This window comes from Streptomyces panaciradicis (genome assembly GCF_023516615.1).
Lineage (GTDB): Bacteria > Actinomycetota > Actinomycetes > Streptomycetales > Streptomycetaceae > Streptomyces > Streptomyces panaciradicis.
Window position 1 is genome coordinate 13,057 of sequence record NZ_JAMGBF010000077.1, and the last position, 20,370, is coordinate 33,426.

The 20,370-nt window shown below is 72.8% G+C and carries 19 protein-coding genes and 1 pseudogene; 9 read left to right on the forward strand and 11 right to left on the reverse strand.

Features of this window, described 5'->3' with window-relative positions; all coding sequences use genetic code 11:
- Positions 1-28 precede the first annotated feature (28 nt).
- Genes M8J74_RS24585 through M8J74_RS24595 form a run of 3 tightly spaced genes read left to right on the forward strand, consistent with a single transcriptional unit; the run spans position 29 to position 3,130 of the window.
- Positions 29-1,348: an extracellular solute-binding protein gene (locus tag M8J74_RS24585; protein ID WP_372500259.1), complete on the forward strand. Its 1,320-nt coding sequence runs from the start codon at positions 29-31 to the stop codon at positions 1,346-1,348.
- Between the two features lies 1 nt (position 1,349).
- On the forward strand, positions 1,350-2,303 hold the full coding sequence (locus tag M8J74_RS24590; protein WP_249838534.1) for a carbohydrate ABC transporter permease: 954 nt from the start codon (positions 1,350-1,352) through the stop codon (positions 2,301-2,303).
- Positions 2,300-3,130 (forward strand): carbohydrate ABC transporter permease, encoded by an 831-nt coding sequence (locus tag M8J74_RS24595; RefSeq protein WP_249838535.1) that lies wholly within the window; start codon positions 2,300-2,302, stop codon positions 3,128-3,130. The genes M8J74_RS24590 and M8J74_RS24595 overlap by 4 nt, the downstream gene beginning before the upstream one ends.
- A gap of 22 nt (positions 3,131-3,152) precedes the next feature.
- Here the strand turns inward: M8J74_RS24595 and M8J74_RS24600 are convergent, their stop codons facing one another.
- The 3 genes from M8J74_RS24600 to M8J74_RS24610 form a co-directional block, all read right to left on the reverse strand.
- On the reverse strand, positions 3,153-4,448 hold the full coding sequence (locus M8J74_RS24600) for an HRDC domain-containing protein (protein WP_249838536.1): 1,296 nt from the start codon (positions 4,446-4,448) through the stop codon (positions 3,153-3,155).
- Positions 4,449-4,577: 129 nt separating this feature from the next.
- The gene (locus M8J74_RS24605; protein ID WP_030939825.1) at positions 4,578-5,240 is read right to left on the reverse strand and encodes a response regulator transcription factor; all 663 of its coding nucleotides are present in this window, start codon (positions 5,238-5,240) and stop codon (positions 4,578-4,580) included.
- A gap of 231 nt (positions 5,241-5,471) precedes the next feature.
- The gene (locus M8J74_RS24610; protein WP_058922428.1) at positions 5,472-6,101 is read right to left on the reverse strand and encodes a DUF3000 domain-containing protein; all 630 of its coding nucleotides are present in this window, start codon (positions 6,099-6,101) and stop codon (positions 5,472-5,474) included.
- A 126-nt stretch (positions 6,102-6,227) separates the two neighbouring features.
- On the opposite strand from M8J74_RS24610, the gene hemE reads away from it, so the two are divergent.
- Positions 6,228-7,286, forward strand: coding sequence for a uroporphyrinogen decarboxylase (gene hemE / locus M8J74_RS24615; RefSeq protein ID WP_058922427.1), 1,059 nt, complete (start codon positions 6,228-6,230; stop codon positions 7,284-7,286).
- 1 nt (position 7,287) lies between these two features.
- Here hemE and M8J74_RS24620 read toward each other — a convergent pair whose 3' ends face one another.
- Positions 7,288-8,115: a rhomboid family intramembrane serine protease gene (locus tag M8J74_RS24620; protein WP_249838537.1), complete on the reverse strand. Its 828-nt coding sequence runs from the start codon at positions 8,113-8,115 to the stop codon at positions 7,288-7,290.
- 125 nt (positions 8,116-8,240) lie between these two features.
- On the opposite strand from M8J74_RS24620, the gene M8J74_RS24625 reads away from it, so the two are divergent.
- Positions 8,241-8,561 (forward strand): hypothetical protein, encoded by a 321-nt coding sequence (locus M8J74_RS24625; protein ID WP_142143345.1) that lies wholly within the window; start codon positions 8,241-8,243, stop codon positions 8,559-8,561.
- A 24-nt stretch (positions 8,562-8,585) separates the two neighbouring features.
- Here M8J74_RS24625 and M8J74_RS24630 read toward each other — a convergent pair whose 3' ends face one another.
- Together M8J74_RS24630 and M8J74_RS24635 are read right to left on the reverse strand one after the other, a co-directional pair.
- Positions 8,586-9,974, reverse strand: a complete 1,389-nt coding sequence (locus M8J74_RS24630; protein WP_249838538.1) for an FAD-dependent oxidoreductase — start codon at positions 9,972-9,974, stop codon at positions 8,586-8,588.
- A 27-nt stretch (positions 9,975-10,001) separates the two neighbouring features.
- Positions 10,002-10,970 (reverse strand): DUF4349 domain-containing protein, encoded by a 969-nt coding sequence (locus M8J74_RS24635; protein WP_249838539.1) that lies wholly within the window; start codon positions 10,968-10,970, stop codon positions 10,002-10,004.
- A 158-nt stretch (positions 10,971-11,128) separates the two neighbouring features.
- Between M8J74_RS24635 and hemG the strand changes: the two genes are divergently transcribed.
- Together hemG and hemQ are read left to right on the forward strand one after the other, a co-directional pair.
- Positions 11,129-12,586 carry a protoporphyrinogen oxidase gene (gene hemG, locus M8J74_RS24640; RefSeq protein ID WP_249838540.1) on the forward strand — a complete coding sequence of 486 codons (1,458 nt, stop codon included), beginning with the start codon at positions 11,129-11,131 and terminating at the stop codon, positions 12,584-12,586.
- A 5-nt stretch (positions 12,587-12,591) separates the two neighbouring features.
- Positions 12,592-13,323, forward strand: coding sequence for a hydrogen peroxide-dependent heme synthase (gene hemQ / locus M8J74_RS24645; protein ID WP_249838541.1), 732 nt, complete (start codon positions 12,592-12,594; stop codon positions 13,321-13,323).
- On the opposite strand, the gene M8J74_RS24650 is transcribed toward hemQ, so the two are convergent.
- From M8J74_RS24650 to M8J74_RS24670, 5 genes are all read right to left on the reverse strand, one after another.
- Complete coding sequence (locus M8J74_RS24650; protein ID WP_249838542.1) at positions 13,324-14,934, reverse strand: alpha/beta hydrolase; 1,611 nt, start codon at positions 14,932-14,934, stop codon at positions 13,324-13,326.
- 264 nt (positions 14,935-15,198) lie between these two features.
- Positions 15,199-15,957 (reverse strand): TIGR04222 domain-containing membrane protein, encoded by a 759-nt coding sequence (locus M8J74_RS24655; RefSeq protein ID WP_249838543.1) that lies wholly within the window; start codon positions 15,955-15,957, stop codon positions 15,199-15,201.
- A gap of 100 nt (positions 15,958-16,057) precedes the next feature.
- Positions 16,058-16,819 carry a DUF4142 domain-containing protein gene (locus M8J74_RS24660; protein ID WP_249838544.1) on the reverse strand — a complete coding sequence of 254 codons (762 nt, stop codon included), beginning with the start codon at positions 16,817-16,819 and terminating at the stop codon, positions 16,058-16,060.
- 92 nt (positions 16,820-16,911) lie between these two features.
- Positions 16,912-18,225, reverse strand: a complete 1,314-nt coding sequence (locus M8J74_RS24665; RefSeq protein ID WP_249838545.1) for an MbnB/TglH/ChrH family RiPP precursor modification enzyme — start codon at positions 18,223-18,225, stop codon at positions 16,912-16,914.
- 219 nt (positions 18,226-18,444) lie between these two features.
- Positions 18,445-19,161, reverse strand: coding sequence for an aminoacyl-tRNA hydrolase (locus tag M8J74_RS24670; protein WP_249838546.1), 717 nt, complete (start codon positions 19,159-19,161; stop codon positions 18,445-18,447).
- A 57-nt stretch (positions 19,162-19,218) separates the two neighbouring features.
- Between M8J74_RS24670 and M8J74_RS24675 the strand changes: the two genes are divergently transcribed.
- Both M8J74_RS24675 and M8J74_RS24680 read left to right on the forward strand, forming a co-directional pair.
- Positions 19,219-20,118, forward strand: coding sequence for an ABC transporter ATP-binding protein (locus M8J74_RS24675; protein ID WP_249838547.1), 900 nt, complete (start codon positions 19,219-19,221; stop codon positions 20,116-20,118).
- Positions 20,115-20,370 (forward strand): annotated as a pseudogene (locus M8J74_RS24680) (ABC transporter); the annotation flags it as partial. The gene M8J74_RS24675 and the pseudogene M8J74_RS24680, both read left to right, overlap by 4 nt.

Genomic DNA, 20,370 nt, shown 5'->3' on the forward strand with positions numbered 1-20,370 from the left:
CCATGAACGTGAACCATGAACGGAGCTGATGCACATGTCCCGCCGTACAGTCCTGGCCATCGCGGCCGGAGCCGCTCTCGTCCTCACGGCCTGCACCGGCACCGGAGCCGCCTCCAAGGGCGCGGACGCCAAGGCGCCCGACGACCCGGCGAAGGTCAGCGGAACCATCAAGGTCCTCACCCAGCGCACCGACCTCGTGCAGGACGGCACGATGAAGAAGTACGCCGCCGCGTTCAACAGGACGTACCCCAAGGTCAAGGTCGAGTTCGAGGCCCTCACCAACTACGAGGCCGACGTCAAGATCCGCATGAACACGGAGAACTACGGCGACGTCCTGATGATCCCGGGGGTGGTGAAGAAGAGCGACTACCCCCGCTTCTTCGCCTCCCTCGGCACCCGGGCGGAGCGCGCCGAGAAGTACCGCTTCACGGACTTCACCACGGTGGACGGCAAGGTCTACGGGCAGAGCCCGATCGGCGTCGCCCCCGGCTTCGTCTACAACAAGAAGGTCTGGCGCGAGGCCGGCGTCACCAAGTGGCCCACCACACCGGCCGAGTTCCTGAGCGACCTCAAGGCGATCAAGTCCAGGACGGACGCGGTGCCCTACTACACCAACTTCGCGGCCCAATGGCCGCTGACGTCGTGGACGTTCGTCAACGGCTCGGTCGGCTGCGACACCGGGGCCACCACGAAACTGGCCGAGGGCGACCCCTGGGCGAAGGGCAGCGACCTGCGCGTCGGCGACACCCTGCTGTACGACATCGTGCACCAGGGCCTGGCCGAGAAGGACCCGACGACCACCAACTGGGAGCTGTCCAAGCCCCGGTTGGCCAAGGGCAAGATCGCCACGCAGTGGCTCGGCACCTGGGCGGTCGTGCAGTTCCGGGACGCCGCGAAGAAGGCCGGGGCGAACCCGGACGACATCGGCTTCATGCCCTTCCCCGCCCAGGTGGACGGGAAGTTCTGCGCGGTCGTCGGCCCCGACTACAACCAGGCCGTCAACGTCCACTCGAAGCACAAGGAGGCGGCCCGCGCCTGGATCGACTGGTTCACCGACAAGTCCGGCTACGACCGGGACAACCTGGCGATCTCACCGCTGAAGAGCGCACCGCTGCCCGACGTGCTGAAGCCCTACGAGGAGCAGGGCGTGAAGCTCATCGAGCTCGACGACACCGAGGGCGCCCGGGTGAAGGCGATCGACGACCAGTCCGAGGTCGGCATCAACAAGCCCGACTACCGCCAGGACCTGGTCGACCTCGCGCGCGGCGCCAGGAAGGGCAGCCTGGACTCCTTCCTCGCCGGCCTGAGCGGGAAGTGGACCGAGGCCCGGAAGACCCTGGGGTCCTGAGATGACGGACACCACCCCCAAGGCGCCCGAGCGGGCCCCCGCACAGCCGCCGCCCGACGCGCCCCTCCCGGCCCCCGCCCCGCGCGGCGCGCGCGTGCGGCGGGGCCTGACACCCTGGCTGTTCCTCCTCGTCCCCCTCGCCTTCCTGATCACCTTCACCTACGCGCCGATCGTCAACATGCTGGCGTACAGCTTCACCGACTGGGACGGACTCAGCCCCGAACTGCACTACACGGGCATCGGCAACTACACCGAACTGTTCACCCGCCCCGACCTGTTCGAGGTCTTCTGGGTCAGCGGCTACTACCTGGCCGCCTCGGTCGTGCAGATCGCCGTCGCGCTCTACTTCGCCACGATCCTCAGCTTCGACGTCCGCTTCCGGAACCTCTTCAAGGGCGTGCTGTTCTTCCCCTACCTGATCAACGGGGTGGCGATCGGCTTCGTCTTCCTCTACTTCTTCCAGGACGGCGGCACCCTCGACTCCGTCCTCGCGCTCTTCGGCGTCCACTCCGGCCACGCGTGGCTCGGCACCCCGGTCTCCGCGAACGTCTCCCTGGCCGGGGTCTCCGTCTGGCGCTACACGGGCCTGAACTTCGTGCTGTTCCTGGGCGCGATCCAGTCCATCCCGGGAGAGCTGTACGAGGCCGCCGAACTGGACGGCGCGGGCCGCTGGCAGCAGTTCCGGCACATCATCGCGCCCGGCATCAGGCCCGTACTGAGCCTCAGCGTGATCCTGTCCGTCTCCGGGTCGCTGTCGGTCTTCGAGATCCCCTACGTCATGACCGGCGGCGCGACCGGCACCGAGACCTTCGTGATCCAGACGGTGAAGCTGGCCTTCCAGTTCAACAAGACGGGCCTGGCCTCGGCGGCCGCCGTCGTCCTGCTGCTGATCATCCTCCTGGTGACCTGGATCCAGCGGCGCCTCGTCCCCGACGACAAGGTGGATCTCGTATGACACGCCGAGCGGTGGCCCGCACCCTCGTCTACCTGTCCCTGATCGCGGCGAGCGTGGTCGTCCTGCTGCCGCTGATCGTCGTCCTGCTGACGTCCCTGAAGACCGAACAGGAGACGTCGAACGACACGGGGGCGCTCAGCCTGCCCCACGACCTGCTCAACTTCCACAACTACGTCACCGCGTTCCAGGACGGCCGGATGCTCTCCGCCTTCGGCAACACGGCCTTCATCCTGGTCGTCTCCGTCGGCGGCACGGTCCTCATCGGCTCGATGACGGCCTATGCGATCGACCGGTTCACCTTCCGCCTGAAGAAGCCGGTGGTGGCCCTGTTCCTGCTCGCCGCCCTGGTCCCCGGGGTCACCACCCAGGTGGCGACCTTCCGGATCGTCACCAGCTTCGGCCTGTTCGACACCCGCTGGGCCCCGATCGCCCTCTACATGGGCACGGACATCGTCTCGATCTACATCTTCCTGCAGTTCGTCCGCTCGATCCCGGTGAGCCTGGACGAGTCGGCCCGCCTGGACGGCGCGAACGCGTTCACGATCTACTGGCGGATCATCTTTCCGCTGCTCAAACCGGCGATCGCGACGGTGGTGATCGTGAAGGGGATCGCCGTCTACAACGACTTCTACATCCCCTTCCTCTACATGCCGAACCAGGATCTTGGCGTGATCTCGACGTCCCTGTTCCGCTTCAAGGGCCCGTTCGGCGCGCACTGGGAGACGATCTCGGCCGGGGCGATCCTGGTCATCCTCCCCACGCTGGTCGTCTTCCTGTGCCTGCAGCGGTACATCTACAACGGCTTCACGCGGGGAGCGACCAAGTGAGGAGGGACCAGGGCGCCTGAGATCAGGAGGCCTGGGCGCTCGCGGACAGCGCGGCCACCAGTACCGGCGTGACCTGCTCGACCTGCCAGGCCCGCGCCCCGTGCCCGGCCAGCGCGGCCCCGACCGACTCGGCGTCCACGGCCCTCGGCGGCTCCCAGCACACCCGCCGCACGGTGTCCGGCGAGATCAGGTTCTCCTGGGGCATGTTCAGCCGCTCGGCCAGCGCCGACACCCCGGCCCGCGCCGCCGACAGCCGCGCGGCCGCGGCCGGGTCCTTGTCGGCCCAGGCCCGCGGCGGCGGAGGCCCGGTCACCGGCTGCCCGGGTGCGGGCAGCTGGGACTCGGACAGCGTCTTCGCCCGGTCCACGGCCGCCTGCCACTGCTCCAGCTGCCGCCGCCCCATACGGTTGCCGAAGCCGTTCAGCGCCGTGAGCGCCTGCACGTCGGCCGGCAGGGCGAGCGCGGCCTCCACGATGGCCGCGTCGCTGAGCACCTTGCCGGGCGAGACGTCCCGGCGCTGGGCGATCCGGTCGCGGGTCTGCCACATCTCCCGCACGACGGCGAGCTGCCGGCGCCGGCGCACCTTGTGCATCCCGGAGGTCCGGCGCCAGGGGTCCTTGCGCGGCTCGGCGGGCGGCGCGGCCGCGATCGCCGCGAACTCCTGCCGGGCCCAGTCCAGCTTCCCCTGCCGGTCCAGCTCCTTCTCCAGGGCGTCCCGCAGATCGACGAGCAGCTCCACGTCCAGTGCCGCGTACCGGAGCCACGGCTCGGGCAGCGGCCGGGTCGACCAGTCGACGGCGGAGTGCCCCTTCTCCAGGACGAAGCCCAGGACGCCCTCGACCATCGCGCCGAGGCCGACCCGGGGGAAGCCTGCCAGCCGTCCCGCGAGCTCGGTGTCGAACAGCCGCGTCGGCATCATGCCTATCTCGCGCAGACAGGGCAGGTCCTGGGTGGCGGCGTGCAGCACCCACTCGACGTCCGACAGGGCTTCGCCGAGGCCGGACAGGTCGGGACAGGCCACGGGGTCGATCAGGGCGGTCCCCGCGCCCTCCCGGCGCAGCTGCACCAGATAGGCGCGCTGGCCGTAGCGGTAGCCGGAGGCGCGCTCGGCGTCGACGGCGACGGGCCCGGTGCCGCCCGCGAAGGCGGCGATCACCCGGGCGAGCGCGTCCGCGTCGGCGACGACGGGCGGAATGCCCTCGCGCGGCTCCAGCAGAGGGATCGGCGCCTCCGCTGCAGAAGATCCGCCGTCGTCCGGAGGGGCGCCTCCGGTGGTTCGCAGTGAAACGTCTGCTGCGGTGTCTTGGGCGTCGGTCACCTGTCAAGGGTATCGGTGTATGGACGGCGCCTGCCGACGGAACGTTCCGTCGGCAGGCGCCGGGGGGTCGCAAACCGGTCAGCCAGGTGACAGCTGTGGTTCACGCGCGTGAACTTGGCGGGGTGGCCTTCAGTGGATGATGCCGGTGCGCAGGGCCACGGCGACCATTCCGGCCCGGTCCCCGGTGCCGAGCTTGCGGGCGATGCGGGCGAGGTGGCTCTTGACGGTCAGCGCGGACAGGCCCATCGAGACGCCGATCGCCTTGTTGGACTGGCCCTCCGCGACCAGTCTCAGCACCTCGACCTCGCGGCCGGACAGCTCGCGGTAGCCGCCGGGGTGGCTCGGGGCACCCGGGGGGCGGCGGTGCATACGGGCCGCGGCGGAACCGATGGGGGCGGCACCGGGCCGGGTGGGGAGCCCGACGTTGGTGCGGGTGCCGGTGACGACGTAGCCCTTGACGCCGCCCGCGAGGGCGTTGCGCACGGCGCCGATGTCGTCGGCGGCGGACAGGGCCAGGCCGTTGGGCCAGCCCGCCGCCCGGGTCTCGGAGAGGATGGTGAGGCCCGACCCGTCGGGCAGGTGGACGTCGGCGACACAGATGTCGCGGGGGTTGCCGATGCGGGGACGAGCCTCCGCGATGGACGAGGCCTCGATGACGTCGCGCACACCGAGCGCCCACAGGTGGCGGGTGACGGTGGAGCGGACGCGCGGGTCGGCCACGACCACCATGGCGGTCGGCTTGTTCGGGCGGTAGGCGACCAGGCTTGCGGGCTGCTCGAGGAGAACGGACACCAGGCCTCCTGGGGGGCGGGACGGCTTTCCAAGGTCACCACCGTCTTCGGCACCGAACCTGGAGTCCTTTAGAGAAAGATCACGATTTAGTGAGAAACAATGAGTGCAATTCGGACAGGTGGTCGATCGTTCGGTGAACGAATCGGTTCGTTCGAGGATTCATTCCTGACTGAATGTGGCCGTATCGACAAAGTGACGGTCAAACGGCCACCGCAAACTCGAACAGGGGGATCAGCGGGACTGCTGCGGTCCGCGCCGCTGCGGCAGCGTCACCACCGACGCGTCGCCCGGCCCGGCCGGCGGCAGACCCGCCACCTGGGCCAGCAGGTCGCACCAGGCCGCCAGGTGCGCCGAGGCGTCCGGGACGCCGCCGAGGCCCTCGCGGGGCGTCCAGGAGGCGCGGATCTCGATCTGCGAGGCCGCCGGGCGCTCCGCGAGCCCGCCGAAGTAGTGCGAGCTCGCGCGCGTGACGGTCCCGCTCGGTTCGCCGTACGACAGCCCGCGCGCGGACAGCGCGCCGGTCAGCCAGGACCAGCACACCTCCGGCAGCAGCGGGTCCGCGGCCATCTCCGGCTCCAGCTCCGCCCGCACCAGCGTCACCAGCCGGAACGTGCCCCGCCAGGCGTCGTGCCCGGCCGGGTCGTGCAGCAGCACCAGCCGACCGTCGGCCAGGTCCTGCTCACCGTCGACGACGGCCGCCTCCAGGGCGTAGGCGAACGGCGCGAGCCGCTTCGGCGCGCGGGTCGGCTCGACCTCGATCTGCGGCCTCAGCCGACTGCCGCGCAGGGCTTGCACCGCGGCCTGGAAAGCCGGCGGAGCCGCACCGATGCCATCCCCGTCCCCCTCCTGGGTGTCGTCCATTCCGTCAGCGCCGTCCGACAGTCGTCCTTGAGCCGCAGCCATGCGGGAAGATTAGGGGAACCGCGGCTCGGCGCAGGGCAAGACACCCGGGCGGGAGTTACCGGGACGTCATGTCAGACTTGCCCCGTGAGCGCCAACGAGACCCCGCAGACGTCCGCGACGTACGACTCCGCCTTCCTGAGGGCCTGCCGGCGCGAACCCGTGCCGCACACGCCGGTGTGGTTCATGCGGCAGGCAGGGCGCTCGCTGCCCGAGTACCGCAAGGTCCGCGAGGGCATCCCGATGCTCGAGTCCTGCATGCGCCCCGAGCTGGTCACCGAGATCACCCTCCAGCCGGTGCGCCGCCACAACGTGGACGCGGCGATCTACTACAGCGACATCGTCGTCCCGCTCAAGGCCATCGGCATCGACCTCGAGATCAAGCCCGGCGTCGGCCCGGTCGTCGACCGCCCGATCCGCACCCGCGCCGACCTCGCGCAGCTGCGCGACCTCACGCCCGAGGACGTCTCCTACGTCACCGAGGCCATCGGCCTGCTCACCCGCGAGCTCGGCGCCACCCCGCTGATCGGTTTCGCGGGCGCGCCTTTCACCCTCGCGAGCTACCTCATCGAGGGCGGCCCGTCGCGCTCGTACGAGAACGCCAAGGCGATGATGTACGGCGACCCCGAGCTGTGGGCCGACCTGCTCGACCGCCTCGCCGACATCACGGCCGCCTTCCTCAAGGTGCAGATCGAGGCCGGCGCCTCAGCGGTCCAGCTGTTCGACTCCTGGGTCGGCTCCCTGGCTCCCGCCGACTACCGGCGCTCGGTGATGCCCGCCTCCGCGAAGGTCTTCGAGGCCGTCGCCGGCTACGGCGTCCCCCGCATCCACTTCGGCGTCGGCACCGGCGAGCTGCTGAACCTGATGGGCGAGGCCGGCGCGGACGTCGTCGGCGTCGACTGGCGCGTCCCGCTGGACGAGGCCGTCCGCCGGGTCGGCCCCGGCAAGGCGCTGCAGGGCAACCTGGACCCGACGGTCCTGTTCACCACCCCGGAGATCGTCGAGGCCAAGACGCGCGAGGTGCTGGACGCGGCGGCCGGCCTGGAGGGTCACGTCTTCAACCTCGGCCACGGCGTCATGCCGTCCACCGACCCCGACGCGCTGACCCGGCTCGTGGACTACGTCCACACGCGGACGGCGCGCTGACTCACCAGGTGTGCCGGGGCTGGGCGCGCCTGCCGAACAGCAGGCCGCGCGGCTCCGGCGGCGGGGGAGTGCCCGCCTTGAGGGGCAGGGCCAGCAGCATGCCGGCGAGGAAGCCCACCACGTGCGCCGCGTACGCCACCGTGCCTGCGGCGGAGACGCCCTCGCCCGCCGAGTAGAACGCCTGCAGCACGAACCAGAAGCCCAGCACCAGCCAGGCCGGCAGTCTCAGCGGCAGGAAGATCAGGAACGGCACCAGCACCCACACCCGGGCCTTCGGATACAGCACCAGATAGGCGCCCAGCACCCCCGCGATGGCGCCCGAGGCGCCGATCAGGGGGTCGGCCGAGTCGGCGTTGAGGAGCGCGAAGCCGTAGCCCGCCGCGTAACCGCAGACGAGGTAGAACAGCGTGAAGCGGATGTGGCCCATGCGGTCCTCGACGTTGTTGCCGAAGATCAGCAGGAACAGCATGTTGCCCAGCAGGTGCAGCCAGCTGCCGTGCAGGAACATCGCCGTGAGCACGGACAGCGGCGGCGACTTGTCGTAGCCCGGAGGGGCCACCACACAGCCGGCGTGGCCGCTCGCGCTCGTGCCGATCTCACCCGTGGGGACCAGCCGCGGCATCTGATGGTGGATCAACTCCCGCGGCACCGCCGCGTAGTGGTCCAGGAACGCCTGCAGATGACACGTCTGCGACAGGTCGCTGCCGCCCGCCACGGAACCGGCGATACCGGGCGTGGACAGGAACACGAAGACGTTCGCGGCAATCAGCGCGTACGTCACCCAGGGGGTCCGGCGCACCGGGTTCACGTCATGAACGGGGATGACCACAAGAAAGTACTGCCCCCGATGGGCTCGGCGAATCGGTGAACACCGGCACGCGCGCGTGCGTATGACTCGTCAACCGTCCGCGGCACGGGGAAGGCGGGTCGCGGGGACGACGTGAGGAACAGGCGATGAACGACCGAGTTACCCCCGCGATGCAGGCGCTCCCCGACGGCGAGGCCGAACTCTCCCTGGTGGTGAGACTGCCGTGGGAGGACGTGGCCCGGCTGGGTCAGGAGGCCGGGCGGCTGGCCTCCCAGATGCAGCGGCCGGTGACCCTCGACGAGGCGGTGAGCCACCGGCTGCGCACCGTGCGCAGTGCCGCGCACGCGAAGCCCGCGGGGGAGCAGCCGCCCGCCGTCACCTCCACGGCGTCCGTGTCGTCGCTGCCGCCGCGGCCCCCGGCGGAGCAGGCACGGCAGGCGATCGAACGGATCAACGGCAGCGCGTAGGGCTCCGTCGTCGGCGGCGCCTCTTCAGGGGCGCTGCTGCACCGCCTTTGTCGCCTTGCGGGCCGCCACCAGTACCGGGTCCCAGACCGGGGAGAACGGCGGGGCGTAGCCCAGGTCCAGGGCTGTCATCTGTTCCACCGTCATGCCGGCCGTGAGGGCGACCGCGGCGATGTCGACCCTCTTGGCCGCGCCCTCCCGGCCGACGATCTGCACCCCCAGGAGACGGCCGGTGCGGCGCTCGGCGAGCATCTTCACCGTCATGGGGGAGGCGCCGGGGTAGTAGCCCGCCCGGCTGGTCGACTCGATGGTCACCGCCTCGAAGCGCAGGCCCACCCTGTGCGCGTCCTTCTCGCGCAGGCCCGTACGGGCGATCTCCAGGTCGCAGACCTTGCTGACCGCGGTGCCCACCACCCCGGGGAAGGTCGCGTAGCCGCCGCCGACGTTGGTGCCGATGACCTGGCCGTGCTTGTTGGCGTGGGTGCCGAGCGCGATGTGCCGTTCCTGGCCGGAGACCAGGTCCAGCACCTCCACGCAGTCGCCGCCCGCCCAGATGTTCTCGTGCCCGCGCACTCGCATGGCCAGGTCGGTGAGCAGGCCCCGGTGGGCGCCGAGGGGGAGACCGGCGGCCGCGGCCAGGGACGTCTCGGGGCTGACCCCGATGCCCAGGACCACCACGTCCGCCGGGTACTCGGCGTCCTCGGTGGCCACCGCCCGCACCCGCCCGTCCTCACCGGTGAGGATCTTGGTGACCTCGGTGTCGTTGACCATGGTGATGCCGAGGCCCTCCATGGCCTCGTGCACCAGGCGGCCCATGTCCGGGTCGAGGGTGGACATCGGTTCGCTGCCGCGGTTGACGACCGTCACCTCGTAGTCGCGGTTGATGAGCGCCTCGGCCATCTCCACGCCGATGTAGCCCGCGCCCACCACGACGGCCCGCCGCCCACGCGTGCGCGTGAGCGAGTCGAGAAGCGCCTGGCCGTCGTCCAGGGTCTGCACCCCGTGCACCCCGGGGGCGTCGGCGCCCGGCATGTCCGGGCGGATCGGACGCGCCCCGGTGGCGATCACCAGCTTGTCGTACGGCGTCCAGGACTCGACGCCGGAGCCGACGTCACGCGCGCGTACCCGGCCGCGCGCCACGTCGATCTCCGTGACCTCGGTGCGCATCCGCAGGTCGATGCCCCGCTCCCGGTGCTCCTGCGGTCCGCGTGCGATCAGCTGATCACGGTCGGAGACGTCGCCGCCCACCCAGTACGGGATGCCGCACGCCGAGTAGGAGGTGAAGTGGCCGCGTTCGAACGCCACGATCTCCAGCTCGTCCGCGCCCCTCAGCCGGCGTGCCTGTGACGCCGCGGACATCCCCGCGGCGTCGCCGCCGATCACCACCAGTCGTTCCCGCGCACCGTTCATGGTCATGCGAACACGCTACGGGGGCGGGGCATTTCAGTCCCGCTCGCCGTCCTCCCGCGGGCTCGTGGCCCGGGGTGCGGGCCGGGCCGCGGGAAGCGGGCCGGGGGCGCTCGCCGCGGGTGCGGGGACCACGCGCCGGGGCCGCAGCAGGCGCAGCCACACCAGCACCAGGACCGCCGCCACCGCGGCGAACGGCAGCACCGCGCCGAACGCCACGGCCAGCCAGCGCAGCATCGTCACGAACGCGCCCCAGCCGCCGGCCAGCGCGTCCACGAAGCCGGGCTCGTCGTCCTTCGCGGCCTTCTTCGCCGGTGCCCCGGACAGGGAGAGCGTGATGGTGGCCAGGCTCGTGCGGTCCTTGAGGGACTTCTGCTGCGCGAGCAGCGCCTCCAGGTCGGACTGCCGGCTGCCCAGTTCGCCCTCCAGCTCCACCACGTCGCTCAACTTCGTCGCCCGGTCCATCAGTTCACGGATCCGGGCCACACTGGCCCGCTGCGACCTGACCCGGCTGTCGACGTCGACGACCTGGTCGGTGACGTCCTCGGCCTTGGAGGTGCGCTCGAGGAGCCTGCCGGTGCCCTGCAGGTCGGCCAGGACCTCGTCGTACTTCTCGGCCGGCACGCGCAGCACCACGCGCGTGTGCTCGTGGCCCCGCGGGTCCCGGGTGGTGGTCTCGTCGCCGACGTAGCCGCCCGCGTTCTCGGTGGCGGTGCGGGCCTGGTCGAGGGCCTTCGGCACGTCCCGGACCTGGACGGTGAGGGAGGCGGTCCGGATGATGTCGCTCCCGGTGAGCTTCGGCGTCCGGTGCGCCGTGGCGCCGGACGCGTCCTTCGCTCCGCCGGGGGCGGAGCCCTTGGCGTCGCTCCGGGCGGGACCGTCGGCGGCGGAGGAGCCGCCCCCGGAGTCGCTCCCGGCACCGCTGCATCCGGTCAGCGCGAGCGCCGCGGCCAGCAGGATGCCGGCCACGGCCCGGACAGGTCGTACGGAACGTCGTGCGCGCATGCGGGTCCACCCCCGAGGGTCGGTGACGATGACGCTCCTTCGACGCGGGGAGGGCCCGGGACGTTGGCGGGCGCGGGTCCCGATGCGGTCACGGTCGGGACTCCTCAGGGCCACATGGCCCTCGCGTCGGTGTCCGTGGCGTCTGAGAGGGTGGAGCCATGAGTGGATCACCTCCGGCCGAGGGCCGGGTCGTCGTCATCGGAGCCGGGATCGCGGGCCTGGCGGCAGCCCACCGGCTGCTGCAGCGGGGCGCGCGGGTGACCGTGCTGGAGGCCTCGGACCGGGTCGGCGGCAAGCTGCTGCCCGGCGAGATCGCCGGCGCCCGCGTCGACCTCGGCGCCGAGTCGATGCTGGCCCGCCGGCCGGAGGCGGTCGGGCTGGCCCGCGAGGTGGGCCTCACCGACCGGCTGCGGCCGCCGGCCACCGCGACGGCCTTCCTGTGGACCCGCGGCGCCCTGCGCCCCATGCCCAAGGGGCACGTCATGGGCGTCCCCGGCACGGCGTCCGCCCTCACCGGCGTCCTGTCCGACGAGGGCCTGGCCCGTATCGAGCGCGACGCGGAACTGCCGCGCACGGAGGTCGGCGACGACGTGGCGGTCGGGGAGTACGTGGCCGGGCGGCTGGGCCGCGAGGTCGTCGACCGTCTCGTCGAACCCCTCCTCGGCGGCGTGTACGCAGGCGACGCGTACCGCCTCTCGATGCGCTCGGCCGTCCCGCAGCTCTTCCAGATCGCCAAGACCCACACCTCGCTGACCGAGGGCGTGCGCGAGATCCAGGCGAAGGCGGCGGCCGCTCAGCAGACCGGGCCGGTGTTCATGGGCATCACCGGCGGCATCGGCACCCTGCCGCTCGCCGTCGCCGACGCGGTGCGCGCGCGGGGCGGCGAGATCCTCACCGGGGCCCCGGTGACCGAGCTGCGCCGCGAGGCGTCCGGCGGCTGGCGGGTCGCCGCCGGGGACCGCGTCCTGCGGGCCGACGCGGTGATCGTCGCCGTACCCGCCCCGGCCGCCGCCCGTCTGCTGCGCCCCGAGGCCCCCGAGGCGGCCGCCGAACTCGCCGCCGTCGAGTACGCGTCGATGGCGCTGGTCACCCTCGCCTACCGCCGCGCCGACATCGCCCTCCCCGACGGCAGCAGCGGTTTCCTCGTGCCGCCCGTCGACGGCCACACCATCAAGGCGTCCACCTTCGCCTCCCAGAAGTGGGGCTGGATCGCCGAGGAGAACCCGGACGTCGTCGTCGTGCGCACCTCCGTCGGCCGCTACGGCGAGACGGAGATCCTCCAGCGCGACGACGCGGGCCTGGTGGAGGTCTCCCGCCACGACCTGAAGGCGGCCACCGGCCTGGACGCCGCCCCCGTCGAGACGCGCGTCACCCGCTGGACCGACGGCCTGCCCCAGTACCCGGTCGGCCACCACGCGCGCGTGGCCCGCGTCCGCGAGCACCTCGGCAAGCTGCCCGGCCTGGCCGTGTGCGGCGCGCAGTACGACGGCGTCGGCATCCCGGCCTGCATCGCGAGCGCGTACGCGGCCGTGGACCAGCTCGGCGGAGACCTGGGCGGTGTGCAGGAGCTCACCGCCAACCCGGTGCAGTCTCTGCACGGAGGAGCGGGAGAATGAGGGACATGAGTGACGACGCCCCCACCACCGAGGCCGCGCGCATCCCGAACAAGGGCAAGCTGGCCAAGGACCTCAACGAGGTCATCCGCTACACCCTGTGGTCCGTCTTCAAGCTGAAGGACGTCCTCCCCGAGGACCGCGCGGGCTACGCCGACGAGGTCCAGGAGCTGTTCGACCAGCTCGCCGCGAAGGACGTGACGATCCGCGGCACGTACGACCTCTCCGGCCTGCGCGCCGACGCGGACCTCATGATCTGGTGGCACGCGGAGACCAGCGACCAGCTCCAGGAGGCGTACAACCTCTTCCGCCGCACGAAGCTGGGCCGCGCGCTGGAGCCGGTCTGGTCGAACATGGCGCTGCACCGCCCCGCCGAGTTCAACCGCTCGCACATCCCGGCGTTCCTCGCCGACGAGACGCCGCGCAACTACGTCAGCGTCTACCCCTTCGTGCGCAGCTACGACTGGTACCTGCTGCCCGACGAGGACCGCCGCCGCATGCTCGCCGACCACGGCAAGATGGCCCGCGGCTACCCGGACGTCCGCGCCAACACGGTCGCCTCGTTCTCCCTCGGCGACTACGAGTGGATCCTCGCCTTCGAGGCCGACGAGCTGTACCGCATCGTCGACCTCATGCGGCATCTGCGCGGCTCCGAGGCCCGCATGCACGTCCGCGAGGAGATCCCGTTCTACACGGGCCGCCGCAAGGACGTCGCGGAGCTGGTCGCGGGCCTCGCCTGATCAGCGGACGGGCCGCAGGGCCGCCTTCCGGGCGGGGTCGACCGGCTCCGGCTCCCGGTGCGGTGCGCAGGCCGCGCGCCGCACCGGCAGCCGGCCCTCCAGCAGATACGCGTCCAGGTAGGCGTTGACGCACCGGTTGGGGCCGCCCGCGACCCCGTGCGACCCCGCGTCCCGCTCGGTCACCAGCACCGATCCCGACAGCCGCCGGTGCAGCTCCCGCGCGCCCTCGTACGGCGCGGCCGCGTCCCGCTCGGCCGACAGGATCAGCGTCGGCGGCAGCTCCCCGGGGCCGGTCCGCACGTCGACCGGGCGCTGCCGGGGAGCCTGCCAGTACGCGCACGGCAGGTTCGTCCACACGTTGTCCCAGGTCTCGAACGGCGCCACACGCGCCAGCCGCGTGTTGTCGCGGTCCCAGACCCGGAAGTCCGTCGGCCAGGGCGCGTCGTTGCACTCGACGGCCGTGTACACCGCACTGGAGTTCTCCGCCTCCGCGGCCGCCTCCCGCACCGGCGCCGCCTGCTGCACGAGCGGCTTCGGGTCGCCCTTGAGATACGCCGAGAGCGCCTCGGCCCTTTGCGGCCAGTAGTCGTCGAAGTACCCGGCCGTCAGGAAGGCGCCCTGCAGCTGCGCCGGCCCCACCTCGCCCCCGGCGGGCTCGGCGGCGAGCCGGGCACTCACCTTCTCGTAGCTGCGCTGCACCGCGGCGGCCGTGGCGCCCAGCCCGTACACGTCGTCGTGGCGGGCGATCCACTCCCGGAAGTCCTCCCAGCGCTCCTCGAACGCGGCCGACTGGGCGAGGTTGTCGTGGTACCAGACCCGCTCCGGGTGAGGGTCGACCGCCGAGTCGAACACCATGCGCCGCACGTGCGAGGGGAACAGCGTGGCGTAGAGCGCACCGAAGTACGTGCCGTACGACGCCCCCATGAACGTCAGCCGCTCCTCGCCCAGCGCCGCCCGCAGGACGTCCAGGTCGCGCGCGTTGTTCAGCGAGTTGTAGAACCGCAGCGCGCTCCCCGCCCGCTGCGCGCAGCCGCGCGCGTACGCCTTCGCCCGCGCGATGCGCTCCTTCTTGTACGAGGCGTCGGGGTGGGTCGGCGACGGCGACGGCCCCTTGAAGAAGTGCTCGGGGTCCTGGCAGGACAGCGGGGCCGAGCGGCCCACGCCGCGCGGGGAGTAGCCGACGAGGTCGTAGGCGGCCGCGAGGCGCTTCCACTGCGGCATGAAGCCCACCAGCGGGAAGTACAGCCCGTCGCCGCCGGGCCCGCCCGGGTTGTAGACCAGCGCGCCCTGCCGGGGCACCCGCCGCTTGCTGTTGTGCGGGTCCTTGTGCGTCGCCCGGACCCGGCTGACCATCAGCTTGATCTGCCTGCCGTCCGGGTGGGCGTAGTCGAGCGGTACCGACACCGTGCCGCACTCCAGGGCGCCCGGCATGTCCTGGGCGTCGGAGCACGTGCCGAAGGCGACGCCGGAGGCCATGGCCCGGGCGGCGGCCACCGCCGTGCCGCTGCGCTCGGCCAGACCCGGAGCGGCGGACGCGCCGCCTGCCGGGGCGGCGGTGAGGGCGGTCAGGAGCAAGGATCCGGCGGCCGAGTAGAGGGCGGCTGATCGCATCGCGTATCCCTTCGGTGCACGGCGGCGACAAAAGGGATGTTTCGTTCGGCGCTCGGCGAAGGCAAGCACCGCCCGGCCGGTGTCGGCCCCAATGACCCCCGTGCGCCCCCGGCGCACGATGCACGCCGGGGCCGGGGCGCCCAGCGGCTGTCGTTTGGATCAGGCCGGCTGCAGGGGACGGTGCGTCGCGGCCGACCCGAGCGGGGTCTGGTGCGTGCGGCTGCAAGGCGGCCCGCGACGCCGAGCTGATCCAAACGGCAGGCCCTAGGGCTGGTCCCGGTGGGTGAAGGCGGCCCGTAGGTCCGGCTCGCCGATCGCGCGCACCCCGCGTACGGCGACGCAGGTGAGGTAGGTGCGGTCGTCGCCGCCGGCTCGCCGGGCGAGGGTGCCCAGCAGCCGCTGCCCGGCCGGGGAGGCCCACCGCGAGTACGGGTGGACCTCGACCCGGGCTATGGCCAGGCAGCTCAGCGTCAGGGCGAGCGGCAGCGCGAACCACAGGGCGACCAGCCCGCGGGGCATGTCCGGCTGAGCGGGCACCAGCAGCGCGATCGCGCCCAGCCCGAGGACGGCCAGCGCGGCGAGCCGCACCTGGCGCACCCCGGAGGCGACCGTGGTGCGGTCGCCCGCGGGCACGGCGAGACCGGCGTCGACCAGCCGCTCGCCGAGGTCGCCGACGGCGTCCGCGCAGGCCGCGCGGGCCCGCACGGGGGCGATGCGGCTCTGCCCCTCCGGCCCGATGGCCCCGATGACGGACCGCTCGATGTCGTCGCGCCCGCGCGGGTCGACGACCGTCGCCCAGCCGGTGTGGGCGAGCAGCAGTCTGCGCTGCCGGGCCATGGAGACCATCGTCAGATCGGCGACCCGGCGGGGGCCGCCGGACAGGAAGGCCGCTTCGTAGAGCGTCAGGTCGCGCTGGGACGCATCCGTGTCGTCGGCCGCGGCGCGGACCGCGGCCAGGCACAGCCGTGTGCACGCGGTGCCCGCGACGGCCCAGGCCAGCAGCAGGAGAAGGACCCAGAACATGCCGCGTTTCTATGCCAAGGGCCTCGCCGAACGCCATGCCCCGTTCACGATACGGACGGAGTGTTGTCAGTACGTGACGTTCCGTTTGTCCGGAAGCGCGCTACTGCGGCGGCGGGCTGGACTCGGCCGGCGGCAGCGTGTACGTCGGCGTGAGCGGGGCGGCCGGAACCGGGTCCGCCGTCGGACCGGGAGGAGCCGGCGAGGGGGTGAGCGGGGGCGTGCTCGCGGAGGCCATGTCCCGGGCCAGCGCGTCCCAGTCGACGTACCCGGTGGCCTCCAGGGCCCTGATGTGGTCCAGGACGGTCGTGTTCGCGTCGTCGGCCAGGGAGCGCACCAGCGTGTTGCGGGTGGTGGCGCGCACCTCGGCGACGAGCGAGAACACCTTGCCGTGCGCCAGCCGCGCGATGTTGACGAAGTCGCGGTCGTAGTCCGTGCCCTGTGCCGCGCTCAGGGTCTGCAGCCACTGCTTCTGCTGGTCGGTGGGCTGGTTGGGCAGCTGCAGCCCGAGCTTGCCGGCGACGTCCCGGACCTGCTGGTCGAGAGCGGTGTGCCCCTCGACCAGGTGCTCCCCGGCCGTCCGTACGGCCTGCGTGGTGCCCTTCTGCTCCGCCTGCTGCCCGGCGGGCAGCTCCCACAGACCGGCCAGCCGGACCTTCGTGACGAAGTCCCGGTCGAGCCCGGACAGCGGACCGTAGCTCGTGACGGCGGTCTGGTCGTTGAGCACGTCCACGCCGGTGCCCGAGCGGTCGGCGTACGAGAAGATCGGGAAGATCAGGGCCAGCAGCGTCGCCGTCAGACCGACGACGATGACGCCGGTGCCACTGACGATGCCTCGGCCCCTGAGGGGCGGTCGCGGTCGCATGGTGCCTCCTGGTACGGCACCGCACGCGGGGCGGTTTCGGGTGCGGGACCGGCAGGCATGTTACTGCGCAGTCCTGGGCGACCGCTCCGGGGTCACCGGTGCTGCAGCACCCTCCGCGCCGCCCGCACCGCCCGGACCACGGGCCTGCGCGAGCGCGGCGCCGGCCCGGACCGCTCCAGCCACCACGCGCGCAGGTCCCGCCGCGCCGGGCCCTGGGCCAGGGCCTGCGAGGCGAGCAGGTGCTCGGCGAAGTCCAGCGCGTCGCGCCGGTACCCGCCGCTCATCGGGTGCCCGTGGGCGTACGCCAGGAAGAGGTCCCGGTACGCCGTGCCGAGGATCACCGGCAACTCGGGCGCGATCTTCCCCACCACATCGGCCCGCTTCCCGGCGAGCGCCCGTGCCTGCACCGCCATCCGCACCCCGTCGAACCCCTCCGGCACCGGCGTCCCGGCGACCAGCGCGGACAGCAGCGCGGTCTGCGCGAGCGCGAGCCGCTGCCGGGCGGGCTCGGTCGGCTCCCCGGAGCCCGTCGCCCACACCCCCTCCGCGGCCCCCGCCGCCCGAGCGGCCCCCCGTGCCGCCGCCCCCTTCTCCAGCGCCCCCCGGACGGCCTCCAACTCCCGCTCCAGCTCCGCCGGTTCGGGGAAGTTCTCGTCCCTCTCCAGCAGCACGCCGGGCGGCGAGACGCGCGCCGCCAGGTCGGCCAGCACGTCCAGGACCGGCTGCGGGACCGGGTGGGCGTGGCTGTCGTGCCAGACGCCGTCCCGTTCGAAGCCGCCCGCGACATGGACGTAGGCGATGGCCTCCAGGGGCAGCTCGGCGAGCGCCTCGGCCGGGTCCTCGCCGCGGTTGACGTGGTTGGTGTGCAGGTTGGCCACGTCGATCAGGAGCCGCACGCCGGTGCGGTCGGCCAGTTCGTACAGGAACTGCCCCTCGGTCAGCTCCTCGCCCGGCCAGCGGATCAGCGCGGCGATGTTCTCCACGGCGAGCGGCACCGGCAGCGCGTCCTGGGCGATGCGGATGTTCTCGCACAGCACGTCGAGGGCGTCCCGGGTGCGGGGCACGGGCAGCAGGTGCCCCGCCTCCAGCAGGGGGGAGGCGGTGCGGGCGCCGCCGGCCCGGACGAAGGCGATGTGCTCGGTGACCAGCGGGGCCCCCAGGGCCCGGACGCGTTCGGCGAGCGCCGCGAGGCGACCGGCGTCGGGCCGCTCCGCCCCGCCCAGGCCGAGCGAGACACCGTGCGGGATCACGGTCACCCCCCGCTCGCGCAGCCGCCCGAGCGACTCCGGCAGATGGCCGGGGCACACGTTCTCGGCCACGACCTCGACCCAGTCGATGCCCGGCATCGACTCCACCGCGCCGGCGATCTCCGGCCGCCATCCGATGCCCGTCCCCAGTCGCTCCATGGTCTTCCCCTCCCTGCCGTCTCCCCGCGAGAACGTGACGGGGGTATGGCCCCGGCGCCCGCGCCCGAACCGCCCGCCGCCCACCTTCAGAGCAACATTTGAGGTTCGCGGACGGACCGGCCCCGGGGCCTTTTGCCGGTACGCCGGCCGGCCGCACCCGCACGATCAGATCGCGGGTCGAGGAAGGACGGCGCGCCGACGCAGGCAGAGTCGAGGCGGTTACCGGGTGCGCAGCGCCGGATGATCGGCGACCACCGTGCACGACCCGGGCGCGATCTCCGTGAACCCCGCGTCGCGCACCAACGGCAGCCCGCTGCCGGTCAGTTCGCGCCAGCGCCCCGGCTCCGCGGTCCGCACGGCCAGCGGGAACCCGGCGTCACGCCACGCGGCCCGCTCCTCGTCCGACAGCTCCCACCAGGCCAGTTGGGCCCCGTGCCCCGCCTGGGCCATCGCCTTCCCGGCCGACATGCCGAGCTCGGGGTTCATCCACAGCACCGGCACCCCCGGCTCGGCCGCCGACACCGGCTCCGGATCGTCGAGTTCGGTGCCGGACACCTGCAGCCTGGCCAGGTCCTTCGGCCAGCCGTCGAGCGGTACGGGCGGGAACACCCGCACCTCGGCCGACTTCCCGGCGACGGTGATCCCGTCCAGCGCCTCGGCCCGCCGCCACTCCGCACCGCGGGCCCGCCGCACGACCTTGCGGATGCGGGCGTCCTGCCAGTCCCGCACGACCTGCGCCCACTCGCCGTCGCCGGCCGACCGCTCGTCGGCGAGCATCACGAGCACGGCCCGCGCGGCGGTCTCCAGGGCGTCGGTACGAGCCGGAGGCGCGGCCTTCTCGACGCGTACGACGAGCGGCAGCACGAACTGCGGCGCCTCGTCACGGGAGGTGCGCTCGGACCGGAAGGGACTGTCACTCGTCGACGTGTGGCTCACATCCGCCCACCCTAAGGGGGCGGCCCACGCGGCCGCCCGGCAGGGGAAGATGCCCTCATGCGACGCGATCTACGGCTGCACGACGTCGGCCGCCGCTACGGCCTGCGCGGCCCCTGGGTCCTGCGCGGCCTGAACCTGACCATCGCCCCCGGAACCCTCACCCGCATCGAAGGCCCCAACGGCACCGGCAAGTCCACCCTCCTGCGTCTCCTCGCCGGCATCGACAGCCCCACCGAGGGCCGCGTCACCGGCCGCCCCCGCACCGCGTACGTCCCCGAACGCTTCCCGGCGGCCCTGCCCTTCACCCCGCTCGGCTACCTCACCCACCTCGGCGAGGTGCACGGACTGTCCCGCGCCACGGCCGAGCGGGCGGCGGCCGCCCACCTGGAGCGCTTCGGCGCGGGCGGGTACGCCCACACCCCCATGGCCCGGCTCTCCAAGGGAAGCAGCCAGAAGGTCGCCGTGGCCCAGGCCCTGCTCGCCGAGCCGGAGCTCCTCGTCCTCGACGAGGCGTGGACCGGCCTGGACGCCGACGCCCGCGAGGAGCTGGAACGGGCGGTGGCCGAGCGCACCGAGGCCGGCGGTGCCGTCGTCTTCGTCGACCACGACCCGCACCGCCTCGCGGGGACGCCCGAGACGACGTACACCGTGCGCGACGGCGGTCTGGAACGCCGTGCCCCGCAGGACGGCACCCGCTCCGGCGCCCGGACGGACATCGAGGTGCAGGGCCCACCGCCCGCGCACCCCCTCGCGACCGTCACCGAGACCGCGCCCGGCCGCCACCGGCTCAGCGTCCCCGCGTCCCACTCGGACGTCGTGCTGCGCTCCCTGCTGACGGCCCGCCCGCCGTGGCACGTGGTCAGCGTGCGCCCCCTCGGCGAGGAGCCAGGCGAGGGCGACGAGAACGACGGCCCCGGCGAAGAAGACGACGACAACGACAAGGACAGCGACGGATGACCGCCCTTCTCCGCTACCAGACGGCCCTTCTGCTGCGCTCCCAGCGCTGGCTGCCACCGGTCGTCCTCTACGCGGCCTTCCTGGGCATCGGCGTGCAGAGCGGCCAGCCGGTCCTCGACTCCCTGGGCTACGCGGCCGCGGCCCTGCTCCCGGTCGCCGCCTGGCTGGTACGGATCTGCGTCGGCGTGGAGCCCGCCGCCGCGCGCGCGTGCGTCGCGGCCGCCGCCGGACCCGGGCGGGCGCATCTGGCCC

What these genes read in the sequence shown, in the direction of transcription:
- M8J74_RS24585 (WP_372500259.1), top strand. Translation starts at nt 29, where the DNA reads ATGCACATGTCCCGCCGTACAGTCCTGGCCATCGCGGCCGGAGCCGCT.
- M8J74_RS24590 (WP_249838534.1), top strand. Translation starts at nt 1,350, where the DNA reads ATGACGGACACCACCCCCAAGGCGCCCGAGCGGGCCCCCGCACAGCCG.
- M8J74_RS24595 (WP_249838535.1), top strand. Translation starts at nt 2,300, where the DNA reads ATGACACGCCGAGCGGTGGCCCGCACCCTCGTCTACCTGTCCCTGATC.
- M8J74_RS24610 (WP_058922428.1), bottom strand. Translation starts at nt 6,101, where the DNA reads ATGGACGACACCCAGGAGGGGGACGGGGATGGCATCGGTGCGGCTCCG.
- M8J74_RS24625 (WP_142143345.1), top strand. Translation starts at nt 8,241, where the DNA reads ATGAACGACCGAGTTACCCCCGCGATGCAGGCGCTCCCCGACGGCGAG.
- M8J74_RS24630 (WP_249838538.1), bottom strand. Translation starts at nt 9,974, where the DNA reads ATGACCATGAACGGTGCGCGGGAACGACTGGTGGTGATCGGCGGCGAC.
- M8J74_RS24635 (WP_249838539.1), bottom strand. Translation starts at nt 10,970, where the DNA reads ATGCGCGCACGACGTTCCGTACGACCTGTCCGGGCCGTGGCCGGCATC.
- hemG (WP_249838540.1), top strand. Translation starts at nt 11,129, where the DNA reads ATGAGTGGATCACCTCCGGCCGAGGGCCGGGTCGTCGTCATCGGAGCC.
- hemQ (WP_249838541.1), top strand. Translation starts at nt 12,592, where the DNA reads ATGAGTGACGACGCCCCCACCACCGAGGCCGCGCGCATCCCGAACAAG.
- M8J74_RS24650 (WP_249838542.1), bottom strand. Translation starts at nt 14,934, where the DNA reads ATGCGATCAGCCGCCCTCTACTCGGCCGCCGGATCCTTGCTCCTGACC.
- M8J74_RS24655 (WP_249838543.1), bottom strand. Translation starts at nt 15,957, where the DNA reads ATGTTCTGGGTCCTTCTCCTGCTGCTGGCCTGGGCCGTCGCGGGCACC.
- M8J74_RS24660 (WP_249838544.1), bottom strand. Translation starts at nt 16,819, where the DNA reads ATGCGACCGCGACCGCCCCTCAGGGGCCGAGGCATCGTCAGTGGCACC.
- M8J74_RS24665 (WP_249838545.1), bottom strand. Translation starts at nt 18,225, where the DNA reads ATGGAGCGACTGGGGACGGGCATCGGATGGCGGCCGGAGATCGCCGGC.
- M8J74_RS24675 (WP_249838547.1), top strand. Translation starts at nt 19,219, where the DNA reads ATGCGACGCGATCTACGGCTGCACGACGTCGGCCGCCGCTACGGCCTG.